Below are 14,981 nucleotides of genomic sequence, written 5' to 3' on the forward strand. Positions count from 1 at the left end.
CATGCGGATCGGGATCCCCACCGAGATCAAGAACAACGAGAACCGCGTCGCCATCACCCCGGCGGGCGTCGACGCCCTCGTGCACCGCGGTCACGACGTGCGCGTGCAGTCGGGCGCGGGACTCGGCTCGGGCATCACCGACGAGGCCTACGCCGCCGCCGGGGCGTCGCTGATCGCGACCGCCGAGGAGCTGTGGTCGGGCTCCGAGCTCGTCGTCAAGGTGAAGGAGCCGATCGCCGCCGAGTACGGCTTCCTGCGCAGCGACCTCGTGCTCTTCACCTACCTGCACCTCGCCGCCGACCAGCCGCTCACGGATGCGCTGCTCGCCGCCGGCACCACCGCGATCGCCTACGAGACGGTGCAGCTGCCCGACCGCAGCCTGCCGCTGCTCTCGCCCATGAGCGAGGTCGCCGGCCGGCTCTCGATCGTCGTCGGCGCCGCGACCCTGCTCAAGGCCGCGGGCGGACGAGGCACCCTGCTCGGCGGCGTTCCCGGAACCCCGAAGGCGAAGGTCGTCGTGATCGGCGGCGGCGTCGCCGGCGAGCACGCCGCCGCGAACGCCCTCGGACTCGGCGCCGACGTGACCGTCATCGACCTGTCGCTGCCGCGCCTCCGCCAGCTCGAGAAGCAGTACCCGAAGCTGCAGACCCGCGCATCCAGCCGCCTCGAGATCGCCGAGCAGGTCGCCGCCGCCGATCTCGTCATCGGATCCGTGCTCATCCCCGGTGCCGCCGCCCCGAAGCTGGTGACGGATGCGATGGTCGCGACGATGAAGCCGGGCGCCGTGCTCGTCGACATCGCGATCGACCAGGGCGGATGCTTCGAGGGCTCGCACCCGACGACGCACGACGACCCCACCTTCCCCGTGCACGACGCGCTGTACTACTGCGTCGCGAACATGCCCGGCGCGGTGCCCGAGACCTCGACGCGCGCGCTCACCAACGCGACCCTGCCGTACCTGACGGCCCTCGCCGAGCACGGCGTCGACGCGGCCCTGGATGCCGACCCGGCCCTCGCGCTCGGACTCAACACCCGCGCCGGCCAGGTCACCAACGCGGGCGTCGCCGCCGCCTTCGGCTACGAGCTCGCGGGCTGACCGGCGCCGACCCGGCCCCCTCTGCTGAGGGGTCGCAAAGGCCCCTCGAACGCACCGATTCCGGCCGTCGCGGGGGCCTTTCCGACCCCTCACGGGTCCCTCAGCGTGGATCCACCGTGGCGCTCGATCCGCGCGACCGACGTGCGGCGCTGGCCTCGCAACTCAGGAGAATCCGCGGAAGTCGGCCGGCCAGGTGGCGGAATCGTCGTCCGATCCTGAGTTAGGCCGCCCGGCGCAGGTCCCGGTGCGGCCGAGCCCACGCTTGCGGTGAGCGGCACCGCCGACGGGACCCGGCGGACCCGACGCATGCGGCGAGCTGCGTGCCCGCGGCGAGCGACGCGTTACGCCGGGTGACGGCGGGCGTTACGCCGGGTGACGAGGGCTGTTCCGGGATGGGCGCCGCGCGGATACCGTCTCCCGCATGTCGCCCCTGGTCGTCGCCGCCGCGCTCGTCGGCGTGATCGCGCTCGCGACCGTGATCGGACTCGTGCTGCGGTCGCAGCAGGGTCGCATCCGCCCGGTGGATGCGGGCACGCACGCGCTCATCGGAATCGCCGCCGCGACCCACGGCACGCCCCCGCTCGCGATCCCGCTCGTCCCTTCGCGCGCTGACGCGGCGGCAGACGGACCCGGCGACGTGATCTCCGCCGCCGATCTGCCCGAGCCGCTCGGCGCCGACGTGACCGTCGTGCAGTTCTCGAGCGAGTGGTGCACCTCGTGCGTCGCGACCGCCCGCCTCGTCGACGGCCTGCGCGGCGAGCTGCCCGGCCTGCGCCGCATCGAGCTGGATGTGGATGCGCACCCTGAGCTCGTGCGCCGCTTCCGGGTTCTGCAGACGCCGACGCTGCTGCTGCTCGACCGCGCGGGAGCCGTGCGCTCGCGCATCGGCGGCGCCCCGCGCCTCGCGCCGTTGCGCACTGAACTCGACCGCATCATCGGGAGCCCCGCATGACCTCGACCCCGAACCCGCCCGGCCCCGCCGGCGGCATCGACCCGCGCGGCCCGCGTTTCGGCGCCGCGATCACCGCGGTGCTGCTGCTCGTCGTCATCGCCCTCGCGCTGAGCGGAGCCGCCCTCGCCGCGACCCTGCTGCTGACCGCGATCGCGCTCGTGTTCGCCTGGGGTGCGTTCGCCGGCATCCGACGTCACCCCTACGGCCGGCTCTACGCGGCGCTCGTGCGCCCGCGGCTCGCGCCGCCGACCGAGCTCGAGGATCCCCGCCCGCCGACCTTCGCGCAGGGCATCGGCTTCGCCATCACGGCGGTCGGCGCCGTTCTCGGACTCATCGCCCTCGCATCCGGCGCCCCCGCACTCGGCGGCCTCGGTCTCGTCGTGCCGATCGCGGCGGCGCTCGCCTTCGTGGCCGCGTTCCTCAACTCGGTGTTCGGCGTCTGCCTCGGCTGCCTGCTCTACCTGCAGCTCGCGCGCCTGCGCCGCCCGGCGGCTCCCGCCGCCTGAGCAGCAGATCCCCAGCTCCGAGAACCGCCGGCGCGGTCAGGACGCGGGCGCAGCGTCCGGCAGGTCCGCCTCCGGCGCGCTCTCCATCCGCGTGACCGCGAGGGCGTCGCCCGTCGCATCCACGTCGACCCGCACCGTGTCGCCGTCGCCGATCTGACCGGAGAGCAGCGCGCGCGCGAGCTTGTCGTCGATCTCGTGCTGCATGAGCCGCCGCAGCGGACGCGCGCCGTAGATCGGGTCGAAGCCCTGCTCGGCCAGCCAGCCACGCGCCGACGGCGTGACCGCGAGCTGCAGCCGCCGCTCCGAGAGCCGCCGCTCGAGGCGGTCGACGTAGAGCGACACGATCTGCCCGAGGTCCCCCGTGGTGAGCGGCGCGAACACGACGATGTCGTCGAGGCGGTTCACGAACTCCGGCTTGAACGAGCGCTGCACGAGGTCGCGCACGGCACCCTGCTTCTGCTCCCAGTCGAGGGTCTGGTCGACGAGGAAGTTCGAGCCCAGATTCGAGGTGAGGATCAGGATCGTGTTGCGGAAGTCGACCGTGCGCCCCTGACCGTCGGTCAGGCGCCCGTCATCCAGCACCTGCAGCAGCAGGTCGAAGACCTCGGGATGCGCCTTCTCGACCTCGTCGAGCAGCACGACCGAGTACGGCCGGCGGCGCACGAGCTCGGTCAGCTGTCCGCCCTGCTCATAGCCGATGTACCCGGGAGGGGCGCCGACGAGCCGCGAGACGGCGAACTTCTCGCCGTACTCCGACATGTCGATGCGCACGAGCGCCTTCTCGTCGTCGAAGAGGTACTCGGCGAGCGCCTTCGCGAGCTCGGTCTTGCCGACGCCGGTCGGGCCGAGGAACAGGAACGACCCGGTCGGCCGGTCGGGATCGGCGATACCCGCGCGCGTGCGGCGCACGGCCTCGCTGACGGCGCGCACCGCATCCTTCTGGCCGATGAGGCGCTTGCCGAGCTCCTGCTCGAGGTGCAGCAGCTTCTCGGTCTCACCCTGCTTGAGCTTGGCGACGGGGATGCCGGTCCAGGCCGCGACGACGGCCGCGATGTCCTCGTCGGTCACCTGGTCGCCGACCATGCGCGGACCCGAGGGCTCCTGCTGCTCGGCTTCGAGCAGCGCCTTCTCGATCGCGGGGATGATCTCGTAGTTGAGCTTCGACGCGTTCGTCCAGTTCTGCTCGCGCATCGCCCGGTCGAGGTCGATGCGGGCGTCGTTGAGCTTCGCGCGCAGATCGCCGACGCTGTGCAGCGAGTTCTTCTCGGCCTGCCAGCGGGCCTGCAGCGCGTCGAGCTGCTTCTGCCGCGCATCCAGCTCCTCGCGCAGCTTCGCGAGGCGGGCCTTGGATGCGTCGTCCTTCTCGCGCTTGAGCGCGAGCTCTTCGATGCGCATGCGGTCGACGCCGCGCTTGAGCTCGTCGATCTCGACCGGCGAGCTGTCGATCTCCATCTTGAGTCGGCTCGCGGCCTCGTCGATCAGATCGATCGCCTTGTCGGGCAGCTGGCGGGCGGTGATGTAGCGGTTCGAGAGGGATGCGGCGGCGACGAGCGCGCTGTCGGCGATCGAGACCTTGTGGTGCGCCTCGTAGCGCTCCTTGAGGCCGCGCAGGATCGCGACCGTGTCCTCGACGGTCGGCTCGCCGACGTAGACCTGCTGGAAGCGGCGCTCGAGCGCGGCATCCTTCTCGATGTACTCGCGGTACTCGTTGAGCGTGGTGGCGCCGATGAGGCGCAGCTCGCCGCGAGCCAGCATGGGCTTGAGCATGTTGGCGGCCGCGACGGATCCCTCGCCGCCGCCGGCGCCCATGAGCGTGTGCAGCTCGTCGATGAAGGTGATCACGCGTCCGTCCGACTCGTTGATCTCCTTGAGCACGGCCTTCAGGCGCTCCTCGAACTCGCCGCGGTACTTCGCGCCGGCCACGAGCGCGGCCAGATCGAGCGAGACGAGCTGCTTGTCTTTGAGCGAGTCGGCGACGTCGCCGGCGACGATGCGCTGCGCGAGCCCCTCGACGACGGCGGTCTTGCCGACGCCGGGCTCGCCGATGAGCACGGGGTTGTTCTTGGTGCGGCGGGTCAGCACCTGGCTGATGCGCCGGATCTCGGCGTCGCGGCCGATCACCGGATCGAGCTTGCCCGAGCGGGCGATCTCGGTGAGGTTGACGCCGTACTGCTCGAGGGCGGTCTTCTGCTCCTCCTGGCTGGAGGGCGCCCCCTGCATGTTGGCCATCTGGCTGATCTGTCCTCTCTGTCGCGGCGATGCGCCGCGGGCGTGCCGGTCGTGTCAGTGGTGACGGATGCGCGCTCGGGAGAGCACGGATCCTAAACTTGAGTCTACTTGGCTCAACCCTCAGCGGCCAGGGTTCATTCCTGTTCAGCACCCGTGAACAGCGGCGACATCGCGGCTTGGAACCCGGACCCGATCGCCACCAGGAGCACGGCGACGACGGTCACCCCGATCGCCCAGCGGACGATCGAGCGAGCGCTCTCATCGTGCCCCGAACAGGCTCGCGCGCGCAGACCCAGGTAGAGGATCGGCGACAGCAGCGCGAGCAGCGAGCTCGGCAGGTCGACGAAGCCGCGATCGCTCATGATGCGCCGGTCGCGACGCGCGATCAGCCCCTGCACCACGGCGACCGGGATCGCGAGCTGCACGACGCTGAGCGGCGACCAGCCCATCGAGAACGCCGGACCGCCCATGCTGAGCAGCACCGGCAGGATCGGCAGCAGCGCGAGCAGATCGGCCTGCCGGGTGTCGGCACGCGGCCGGATCACGACGCGGCCGACCATCCGGTTGATCGGGCGCTCCCCTCCCGGGTGCTGCACCCCGACCCGGCGTTCGCCGTCGACCGCCGCCGCGCTCTCCGCCGCGCGGTCGCCCTCGTCCTGACCGTCGGTGCGCGTCACATCGTCCGGATGCGCGCCGAGCTGCCAGGTCATGTCGCCGATGCTAGGGACGCCGCGCATCCGCTTCACGTCCCCGTCAGGGTGACCCGGCGCCGACGAGGCTCAGTAGCCGGTCGCCGATTCGCGCTTCGCGGGCGGATCCCACGGTCCGCGCTCGGGCGCCAAACCGGGAAGCAGCGGGCCCGACGGCGCCGGGGGCTTGGGCGCCTCCGGGCGCATCGCGTGAGCCATCCACCACCAGCACAGCCAGCCGATGACGACCGAGACGCCGACGACGACCAGCACGTCGACGCCCAGGGCGATGAACGCGCGACCGAGGATCCCGGGGTCGAGCGACGACGGCGCCGCGGTGTCGATCGACGAGTACGACGAGACCAGCGCGGCCTGCACGACGCCCCATGTCACCGGCTGCACGATGATCGCGCTGATCCCCACGCCGATGCCGATCCCGGCCCAGGTGACCCCGCCCGGTTTCGGATGCCCGGCGCGCCTGAGCAGCAGACGGCTCACGATGACGCCGCCGACCCAGAGCACCACGCCGAGCACGGTGAAGCCGATCGAGAGCGGCAGCAGCATGCCGCCGGTCTGACGGTCGAAGTAGTGGGCCAGCGTGACGAAGCTGCCGAGGTCGCCGCTCGAGCTCGCCGCCCAGTAGATGAGGCCGAGGAAGCCGAGCGCGACCGCGCCGATGCTGAGCAGGTTCCAGCCGAGCGTGATCGCACCGAAGCCGAGCATGCCGGCGCGAGCGGCCGCGCGATTGAGCTCGCGGGTCAGCGGCGGTCTGGGCGGCGGGCGGAAGGCCACCGGAGCCGGGTACATCATCGGCGCCGGGTACATCGTCGGTGCTGCGCCGTACGGCTGGAGGTAGGGCTGCTGGCCGTACTGCGGGAACGGCTGCGGCGGGAACGGCTGCACGGGCGGCTGGCCGTACTGCGGGTACTGCTGCGGCGGGATGGGCGATGCCGGCGGATGCGACGCGGGCTGTTGAGGCCAGGCCTGCTGCTGCGGCTGCGGCTGCTGAGCGCTCCCAGGGCCCGACTGCGCCGGCCAGGACTGCGCGGATCCCGCAGCGGCCGACGGCGCGCCGCCTGGCGCCACCCACTCGGGCGCGGGCTGCGCCGCGGCCGGACGGGACGCGTCGCGGTCGCCGTAGGCGCTCTCCGGCTGCCAGCTCATGTCAGTGCTCCCCGATCACGCGGACGTCGGGCATCCGCACCGTTCGGAGCGTACCCGCCGCGGCCGACGGCCCCTATGGGGGTGCGCCCGGATCACCGCCCCCAGAGCGGGCGTCGCGCGATCGGTCGACACCCGCATCGCGGTCGGCGACACCCGGGTCCCGCGCTAGACGCAGCAGCCCGGGCGTCGCGGGCCGCTCGGTCAGCTCAGCCCAGCTCCGCGACTCTGTCGGCGGATCAGTCGCGCACGCCCCACGGCCGCCAGACGACGACCTGGTTCGACTTCTTCGCGCGGGTGCCGGCGCGCAGCGACACGACGTCGCCCGACTCCCCCGCGGCGAACACGCGCCGGCCGGGGCGCGCGAGCATCTCGTCGGCGAGCGCCGCCTCGAGCTCGCGCACGCGCGCGCCGAGCGACGACACCTGGTTCTCGAGCTCGAGGATGCGGCGGATGCCCTCGAGGTTCAGCCCCTCGGCGCTCATCCGCGCGATCTCGCGCAGCTGCACGACGTCGCGCATCGAGTAGCGGCGCGACTGCCCGGCGGTGCGCCGGGGCACGACGAGCCCGAGACGGTCGTACTGCCGCAGGGTCTGCGGGTGCATGCCCGCGAGCTCAGCGGCGACCGCGATCGGGAAGACGGGACTCAGCTCGTCCATGCGCTCCTCCTTCTTCGTCGGCCAGCTCTGTTCTCAGTGCCGGATACGCCGCCCGCGTGACGCCGTCAGCGCGGCTCTGTTCTCAGTGTGGATGATGCGGGGCGCCCGCGACAGGGCGCCCCGCATCCATCTCGCAACGGTCTGCACCGTCGGCACGGCGTGAGCCGCCGAGGTCAGTCGCCCGCCCGGGCGAGCAGGTCCTCGCGCGGGTTCTCGGCCGGCATGGCCGCCGCGAAGGCTTCGAGCTTCTCGCGGGCGTCGCCCGAGAGGTGACTCGGCACCGCGATCTGCACGGTCGCGAGCAGGTCGCCGGTGCCCTTCGCGGTGGCGACGCCGCGACCCTTGACGCGCAGGACGCGTCCGCTCGGGGTTCCCGCGGCGACCTTGAGCTTGACCGGGCTGCCGCCCAGCGTCGGCACCTCGACGGTCGCCCCGAGCGCGGCCTCGGCGAAGGTCACCGGCAGGTCGACGCGCAGGTCGAGCCCGTCGCGCTTGAACACCGGATGCGGTCGCACGTGCACCGTGATGACCAGGTCGCCGGCGCTGCCGCCGTCGGGCGAGGCCTCGCCCTTGCCGCGCAGACGGATCTTCTGACCGTCGGCGACGCCTTCGGGGATGCGCACCTTGACGGTGCGCCCCCGGGCTCCGCCGACCTGCAGCTCCACGGTCTCACCGTGGATGGCCGTCGTGAAGTCGAGCGAGGTGGAGGCGCTGAGGTCGCGCCCCGGCGTCGGACCGCCGTAGCCGCGGAAGCCGCCGCTCGGCTGGAAGCCGGCCTGGCCTGCGCCTCCGAACAGTCCGCCGAAGAGGTCCTGGTACTGGCCGGCGCTGTACTGCGCGCGCCCGCCGCCCTGCCCGAACATCCCGCCGAACACGTCGTCGAATCCGCCACCGCCGCCCGGGCCGCCCGCCGTGAAGCGAGCGCCCGAGCCCATGGCGCGGATCTGGTCGTACTCCTGACGCTGCTCCTTGTCGGAGAGCACCGAGTAGGCCTCGCTGATCTCCTTGAAGCGGGCCTCCGCCTTCGCGTCCCCGGGGTTCGAGTCGGGGTGGAACTGGCGAGCCAGCTTGCGGTAGGTCTTCTTCAGCTCAGCGTCGGAGGCGTCCTTCTTCACGCCGAGGACGGCGTAGAAGTCCTTGTCGAACCAGTCCTGACTGGCCATCGATCACCTCACTCGGGCGAGTGGACGGCGACCTTGGCGGCGCGGATGAGGCGCTCGCCCAGCAGGTAGCCGGTCTCGATGACGTCGGCGACGGTATTGACCGTCACGTCGGCCGAGGGGATCTGCACGAGCGCCTCGTGCAGCTTGGGGTCGAAGGGCTCGCCGACCTCGCCGACCTTCTTCAGGCCGTAGCGGTCGAAGCCGCCGCGCAGCTTCTGCGCGACGATCTCGAGCGGGCTGCCCTCGGTGAGGTCGCCGTGCTTCTCGGCCCGGTCGAGGTCGTCGATCGCCGGCAGCAGCGAGCGGATGACCTCGGCGATCACGGCCTCGCGGTTGGCGGCGCGGTCGCGCTCCACGCGGGTGCGGAAGTTGACCAGCTCGGCCTGGGCGCGGGCCGCGGTGTCGCGGTACTCGGCCACGAGGTCGCGCTCGCCCTCGGCGAGCAGGGCGGCCAGCTCGTCGTCGGTGGCGTCGGCGCCGGCCGGGGCCGCGTCCGCCGCTCCGGCGCCCGCCGGGGCGGCATCCGGGTTCTCACCGGATGCCGCACCCGCCTGACCGCGAGGCTCGCCCGTCTCCGGGTCGATCTTGCGCTTGTCGTTGACGCGGTCCGCGTTCGACTCCTGCTCGTCGCGCCCGTCGTTCTCGGGGTTCTGCTCGTCGGTCATGGTTACTTCTTGGGCTCCTCGTCGTCGACGATCTCGGCGTCGACGATGTCCTCGTCGGCCTTCTCGTCAGCGGGGCGCGGGCCGTCGGTCGACGCGTCCGACGCGGCCTGGTCGGCCTGGCCGGAGGCGTAGATGGCCTCGCCGATCTTGGTCTGGCTGGTCGACAGGTTCTCGAAGGCGGTCTTGACCGCATCCTCGTCGTCACCGGCCAGGGCCGTCTTCAGCGCGTCGACGTCGGTCTGCACGCTGCTCTTGACGTCGTCGCCGATCTTGTCGGCGTTGTCGGTGAGCAGCTTCTCGACCGAGTAGGCGAGCTGCTCGGCGTTGTTGCGCAGCTCGGCGCTCTCGCGACGGGCCTTGTCTTCGGCGGCGTGCTCCTCGGCCTCGCGCACCATGCGCTCGATGTCCTCCTTGGGCAGCGACGAGCCGCCCGTGATGGTCATCGACTGCTCGGTGCCGGTGCCCTTGTCCTTCGCCGAGACGTGCACGATGCCGTTCGCGTCGATGTCGAAGGTGACCTCGACCTGCGGCACGCCGCGCGGGGCCGGCGCGATGCCGGTCAGCTCGAAGGTGCCGAGGTTCTTGTTGTCGCGGGTGAACTCGCGCTCGCCCTGGAAGACCTGGATCGCGACCGACGGCTGGTTGTCGTCGGCGGTCGTGAAGGTCTCGCTGCGCTTGGTCGGGATGGCCGTGTTGCGCTCGATGAGCTTGGTCATGATGCCGCCCTTGGTCTCGATGCCGAGGCTCAGCGGGGTGACGTCGATGAGCAGCACGTCCTTGCGCTCGCCCTTGAGGACGCCGGCCTGCAGGGCGGCGCCGACGGCGACGACCTCATCCGGGTTGACGCCCTTGTTGGGGTCCTTGCCGCCGGTGAGCTTCTTGACGAGCTCGGCGACCGCGGGCATGCGGGTCGAGCCGCCGACGAGCACCACGTGCGCGATGTCGTTCACCGAGACGCCCGCCTCGCGGATGACGTCTTCGAAGGGCTTGCGGGTGCGGTCGATGAGGTCGCTGGTCAGCTGCTCGAACTGCGCGCGCGTGATGGTCTCGTCGAGGTTCGCCGGGCCGCTCTGCGTGAGCGAGAGGTAGGGCAGCTGGATGCTGGCGCTCATCGAGCTCGAGAGCTCCTTCTTCGCCTGCTCCGCGGCCTCCTTGAGACGCTGCAGGGCGATCTTGTCGCCCGAGACGTCGACGCCGGTGGTCTCCTTGAACTTCTTGACCAGGTGATCGACGATGCGCTGGTCCCAGTCGTCGCCGCCGAGGCGGTTGTCGCCCGAGGTGGCGCGCACCTGAATCGTCGAGAAGTCGTCGTCCTTGCCCACCTCGAGCAGCGAGACGTCGAAGGTGCCGCCACCGAGGTCGAAGACGAGGATGAGCTCGTCCTCCTTGCCGCGGTCGAGGCCGTAGGCCAGCGCGGCGGCGGTGGGCTCGTTGATGATGCGCAGCACGTTGAGGCCGCTGATCTCGCCGGCCTCCTTGGTGGCCTGGCGCTCGGCGTCGTTGAAGTACGCGGGGACGGTGATGACGGCGTCGGTGACGGTCTCGCCGAGGTACTGCTCGGCGTCGCGCTTGAGCTTGCCGAGGATGCGGGCGCTGATCTCCTGCGGAGTGTACTTCTTGCCGTCGATCTCGGTCGTCCAGGGGGTGCCGATGTGGCGCTTGACCGACGAGATGGTGCGGTCGACGTTCGTGACGGCCTGGCGCTTCGCGGTCTCGCCGACGAGCACCTCGCCGTCCTTGGTGAAGGCGACCACGGAGGGCGTCGTGCGGAAGCCCTCGGCGTTCGCGATGACGGTGGGCTCTCCACCTTCGAGAACGGCGACCACCGAGTTCGTGGTGCCGAGGTCGATTCCTACTGCTCGAGCCATGTGCGGTTCTGCTCCTGTTTCTGTGGTGCGGATGAAGTGGATCTGACGTTCTTGGAGTTCTGAGGGCGGCTGGGTCGGCGGCCTCGGCGTCCCGGGTGATCGAAGGGATCGCCCGGGCGAGACCGCGGGTTGAGCCGCGATGCCTCAAGTCTGAAACCTGTGGATAACTGCTGTCAACCCGAGACGTCGAAACTTGAGTACATGAGACTCAACTCTCAGTCGCGACTCAGCATTCCGCGCACGGCAATCCGCTTCAGCGGCGCTCGCGCAGGCGGGCGACGATGCCGTCGAGGGGCTCACGGATCGCATCCAGCTCGGCGCGGTCGAGGTGGTCGAAGATCGCGTCGCGCACGAGCGCGGTGTGCCCGGGGAACGCGCCCTCGACCCGGGCGCGGCCCTCGGCCGTGAGCGCGACCTGCACGCCGCGATCGTCGCCGGCGGCCGCGGAGCGCTGCACGAGGCCCTGCTTCTCGAGCTGAGTCACCTGGTAGGTGAGGCCGCTGCGGGAGTGCACGATCGCGTCGGCGAGATCGCGCATCCGCTTCTCGCCCTGAGTCAGCAGCGTCGCGAGGATCGAGAACTGCAGCGGGGTGAGCCCGTGCTCGGCGAGCTGCGCGGTGACGGCGCGCTCGATCAGGGTGCCGGCGGTGACGAGCGCCTGATACGTGGCGAGCTCGGTCGCGTCGAGCTTGCGGTCGGCCACGGGCTCTCCAGACGTCGGGAAAACTTTTTCGTTCGAATTGGAATAACCACGGATGCCGTGCACTTGTTCCAATTCGAATGATCCGGCACGAGGTCGGATCTCGGAAGAAGGACATCCCATGCGTATCACCATTCTCGGAACCGGTCAGGTCGGCATCACCCTCGCGGGCGGCCTGATCCGCGCCGGCCACGATGTCGTCTTCGGCTCGCGCACCCCCGACGCCAAGGAGCTGCCGGCTCCGGCGCTCGAGCCCGCCGCCGCGATCGACGGCGCCGACCTCGTCGTCAGCGCGCTGCAGGCTTCCGTCTCGCTCGAGGTGCTGCCGACGCTCGCCGACGCGCTCGACGGCACGGTGCTCATCGACCTCGGCAACGCGGTCACCCCGGCGTTCGAGCTGATGTACCCGAACTCGAGCCTCGGCGAGAAGCTGCAGCAGGCGCTCCCCCGTACCCGCGTCGTGAAGTCGCTCAACTCGCTCGCGCTCGTGACCGCGGTCGACCCGGGCGCGCTCGCCTCCACCTCGAACGTCTTCCTGTCGGGCGACGACGAGTCGGCGAAGCAGCTCGTCTCGGGCGTGCTCGCCGACCTCGGCTGGGCGCCGGCGCAGCAGATCGACCTCGGCGGCATCGCCACCGCGAAGGGCCCCGAGCACTGGTTCGTGCTCTACGCGATCCTCATGATGCAGCGCGGACCGTCGTTCAACATCGGCATCATCCCCGCGGCCTGAGCCGTCGTCTCGCTCGGGCGCGCCGTACCCCTTCTCGACCCCAGGTGATCGGTCGCTGACTGTCGCCATCCGGCCGCGATAGCGACAGTTGGCGACCGATCACCTTCCTCCGGCGCGGTGGAGACCGGCAACGAGGAGGCGGCCGGTCCCCGCCCCGGAGAGGGGGCGCGAGCGCGACACCCGGGGCGACTAGGGTGCGGCCATGAGCGATCCCCAGGCGCCGACGCCCGCCTCGCCGCAGTCCGACGCGGGCACGCCCGCGGACGCGAGCGCGGGCGCCACCCACGCCGCCACTCCCCCGATCGTCGCCAACACGGGCGCGGTCGGCGTGACCGGCATCGAGCTGCAGGAGGGGCGCGTCATCCCCCGCAAGCAGGTCGCCTCGTGGGCGCTGTGGGACTGGGCGACGCAGCCCTTCAACTCGGTCATCACGACCTTCGTCTTCACGGTCTACCTGACGAGCAGTCTGTTCCTGCCCAAGGATGTCGCGGCGCTCGACGAGAACGACCCGATCCGCGAGGCGGCCACGGCCGACCTCACCTCGAACCTCGGGTGGGCGGTCGCGATCGCCGGGCTGCTGATCGCCCTGCTCGCGCCCGTGCTCGGCCAGCGCTCCGACGCCGCCGGACGCCGCAAGCTGTGGCTCGGCATCTCGACCGTGCTGCTCGTGCTGTGCATGTTCGCGATGTTCTTCACCACGGCATCCGCGTCGTGGTTCTGGTACGGCGCGGCGCTCGTCGCGATCGGCTCGGTGTTCAGCGAGATCGCCGGCGTCAACTACAACGCGATGCTCGTGCAGGTCTCCACTCCGAAGACGATCGGACGCATCAGCGGCCTCGGCTGGGGTCTCGGCTACCTCGGCGGCATCGTCGCGCTCGGCATCGTCGTGGTGATGCAGCAGAGCGGATGGTTCGGCATCCCGACCGGCGAGGGCCTCAACATCCGCCTCATCGCGGTCGGCTGCGGCGTCTGGGCGATCCTGTTCTCGATCCCGCTGTTCCTCAACGTGCCCGAGGCGCCGCCCGCGCCGGAGCGCGAGCGCGTGTCGTTCTTCGGCAGCTACGTGGTGCTGGCGCGCGACATCCGCCGCATCTGGCGCGAGACCCGCCCGACGTTCTGGTTCCTGCTCGCGAGCGCCGTCTACCGCGACGGACTGGCCGGCGTCTTCACCTTCGGCGCGATCATCGCGGCCCGCATCTTCGGCTTCAGCGACACCGAGGTGATCGTGTTCGGCATCGCCGCGAACCTCATCGCGGGCGTCTCGACGATCGCCGTCGGCCGGCTCGACGACCGCTTCGGGGCCCGCGCGGTCATCCTCGGGGCCCTGATCGGGCTCGTCGCGGTCGGCCTCATCGTCTTCCTGGCGAGGGACGCGGGCACGACCGTGTTCTGGATCTTCGGCCTGATCCTGTGCATGTTCGTCGGCCCCGCGCAGGCGGCGTCGCGCTCGTTCCTCGCCCGCGTCACGCCGGCCGGACGCGAGGGCGAGATCTTCGGCCTCTACGCGACAACCGGACGGGCGGCGAGCTTCCTCTCCCCCGCGCTCTGGGCCCTGTTCATCGGCCTGTTCGGCGCGACGGCGTGGGGCATCCTCGGCATCGTGATCGTGCTGCTCGCGGGGCTCGTGCTGATGCTGTTCGTGAAGGTGCCGCAGCCCGCGAAGTGAAACGCGCCCGCCGCCGGGGTCGGCGGCACGCCGATCACCCCCCGTCGAGTTGCCCGGTTCTGCCGGATTGCGGGCGCCGAACCCGGCGGAACTGGGCAACTCACGGCGTCACGAACGCGAGTTGCCCAGGTCCGCGGTCACGCGAGGGCGACAGGCCGCGGAAGTGGGCGAGTCGCGACGCCGTGACCGCGAGCAGGGGGTCCCGTCAGAGGGCGAGCAGCTGCAACCCGAGGGTGACGAGGGCGTCCTTGTCGAGGTACGCGTTCTGATCCCAGCGGGCGTCGACCAGCGTCACCTCGACCCCCGGCACCAGCACCGTGCCGGTTCCGCCGCCGACGACCGAGGTGTCGGTCGTCAGCCAGAGTGCGATGCCCCCGACAGCATCCAGTCGCGGGTCGGTGAAGTACAGCTTCGATCCGTAGTCGCCCAGTGCCGCGGGATCGGGGATCTCGTCCTCGCCCTCGGAGATGGTGACCCCGAAGGTCTGGATCTGCGACAGGTCGGTGATCGACCCCTGCGGCGGCGACCACACGCACGAGATCTCATCCGACTGGATGTACGACTCCTCCTGGCTGAGGGGGATGCCGTCGATGTACGACGCGACGACCGCGCCGACCTCGTCGCAGCTCGCGATCTTCGGCAGGTCGCGCACCGCGTCGGCCGGGGTGGCGTCGCCCGTGCCGGCGCCAGCCGCCGTGCCGCTCTTGGCTCCGCTCGCCGGGGTCGCGTCGCGTGCCGGCGCTCCCACCGCGCATCCCGCGAGCGAAGCCGCCGCGAGGGCGAGAGCACCGAACATGAGCAGACGTCGACCGCGGATCACTCCCCGAGACTACGGACGCTTCGTGGTCGATCCAAGTAGTGCCGTCGCGTAGTGGCGCGAGGGCGGGGTGCCGTTCC

Annotated in this window: 14 protein-coding genes; 5 read left to right on the forward strand and 9 right to left on the reverse strand. The window is 71.2% G+C overall.

Translation table 11 applies throughout. The features are described from left to right. Nucleotide 1: 1 nt before the first annotated feature. The 3 genes from ald (at nt 2) to FJ657_RS03205 (ending at nt 2,554) form a co-directional block, all read left to right on the forward strand. Nucleotides 2–1,096, forward strand: a complete 1,095-nt coding sequence (ald, locus tag FJ657_RS03195) for an alanine dehydrogenase (RefSeq protein WP_141162205.1) — start codon at nt 2–4, stop codon at nt 1,094–1,096. A 421-nt stretch (nt 1,097–1,517) separates the two neighbouring features. Next, nucleotides 1,518–2,048: a thioredoxin family protein gene (locus FJ657_RS03200; RefSeq protein ID WP_141162206.1), complete on the forward strand. Its 531-nt coding sequence runs from the start codon at nt 1,518–1,520 to the stop codon at nt 2,046–2,048. Beyond that, nucleotides 2,045–2,554 (forward strand): DUF4395 domain-containing protein, encoded by a 510-nt coding sequence (locus tag FJ657_RS03205; RefSeq protein ID WP_141162207.1) that lies wholly within the window; start codon nt 2,045–2,047, stop codon nt 2,552–2,554. Before FJ657_RS03200 ends, FJ657_RS03205 begins: the two co-directional genes overlap by 4 nt. Before the next feature lie 36 nt (nt 2,555–2,590). Here FJ657_RS03205 and FJ657_RS03210 read toward each other — a convergent pair whose 3' ends face one another. From FJ657_RS03210 to FJ657_RS03245, 8 genes are all read right to left on the reverse strand, one after another. Beyond that, nucleotides 2,591–4,783: an ATP-dependent Clp protease ATP-binding subunit gene (locus FJ657_RS03210; protein WP_141162208.1), complete on the reverse strand. Its 2,193-nt coding sequence runs from the start codon at nt 4,781–4,783 to the stop codon at nt 2,591–2,593. Between the two features lie 134 nt (nt 4,784–4,917). Continuing rightward, nucleotides 4,918–5,493, reverse strand: coding sequence for a hypothetical protein (locus tag FJ657_RS03215; protein ID WP_141162209.1), 576 nt, complete (start codon nt 5,491–5,493; stop codon nt 4,918–4,920). A 69-nt stretch (nt 5,494–5,562) separates the two neighbouring features. Then, nucleotides 5,563–6,636 carry a hypothetical protein gene (locus FJ657_RS03220; RefSeq protein WP_141162210.1) on the reverse strand — a complete coding sequence of 358 codons (1,074 nt, stop codon included), beginning with the start codon at nt 6,634–6,636 and terminating at the stop codon, nt 5,563–5,565. Nucleotides 6,637–6,872: 236 nt separating this feature from the next. Beyond that, nucleotides 6,873–7,292, reverse strand: coding sequence for a heat shock protein transcriptional repressor HspR (locus FJ657_RS03225; protein ID WP_141162211.1), 420 nt, complete (start codon nt 7,290–7,292; stop codon nt 6,873–6,875). Nucleotides 7,293–7,465: 173 nt separating this feature from the next. Next, the gene (locus tag FJ657_RS03230) at nt 7,466–8,455 is read right to left on the reverse strand and encodes a DnaJ C-terminal domain-containing protein (protein ID WP_141162212.1); all 990 of its coding nucleotides are present in this window, start codon (nt 8,453–8,455) and stop codon (nt 7,466–7,468) included. Nucleotides 8,456–8,463: 8 nt separating this feature from the next. Beyond that, nucleotides 8,464–9,120, reverse strand: a complete 657-nt coding sequence (locus FJ657_RS03235; protein WP_141162213.1) for a nucleotide exchange factor GrpE — start codon at nt 9,118–9,120, stop codon at nt 8,464–8,466. Between the two features lie 2 nt (nt 9,121–9,122). Then, nucleotides 9,123–10,988 (reverse strand): molecular chaperone DnaK, encoded by a 1,866-nt coding sequence (dnaK, locus tag FJ657_RS03240; RefSeq protein ID WP_141162214.1) that lies wholly within the window; start codon nt 10,986–10,988, stop codon nt 9,123–9,125. 253 nt (nt 10,989–11,241) lie between these two features. Then, a complete protein-coding gene (locus FJ657_RS03245) occupies nt 11,242–11,691 on the reverse strand; it encodes a MarR family winged helix-turn-helix transcriptional regulator (RefSeq protein WP_219995851.1) in 450 nt (149 codons plus the stop codon). 118 nt (nt 11,692–11,809) lie between these two features. Here FJ657_RS03245 and FJ657_RS03250 point away from each other — a divergent pair, with 118 nt between their 5' ends. Beyond that, complete coding sequence (locus FJ657_RS03250) at nt 11,810–12,418, forward strand: NADPH-dependent F420 reductase (RefSeq protein WP_181408848.1); 609 nt, start codon at nt 11,810–11,812, stop codon at nt 12,416–12,418. A gap of 202 nt (nt 12,419–12,620) precedes the next feature. Further along, on the forward strand, nt 12,621–14,084 hold the full coding sequence (locus FJ657_RS03255; RefSeq protein ID WP_141162217.1) for an MFS transporter: 1,464 nt from the start codon (nt 12,621–12,623) through the stop codon (nt 14,082–14,084). A gap of 205 nt (nt 14,085–14,289) precedes the next feature. On the opposite strand, the gene FJ657_RS03260 is transcribed toward FJ657_RS03255, so the two are convergent. Continuing rightward, nucleotides 14,290–14,904 carry a hypothetical protein gene (locus FJ657_RS03260; protein ID WP_255447105.1) on the reverse strand — a complete coding sequence of 205 codons (615 nt, stop codon included), beginning with the start codon at nt 14,902–14,904 and terminating at the stop codon, nt 14,290–14,292. Nucleotides 14,905–14,981 lie beyond the last annotated feature (77 nt).

The sequence above is a fragment of the Schumannella soli genome, assembly GCF_006517435.1.
Lineage (GTDB): Bacteria > Actinomycetota > Actinomycetes > Actinomycetales > Microbacteriaceae > Schumannella > Schumannella soli.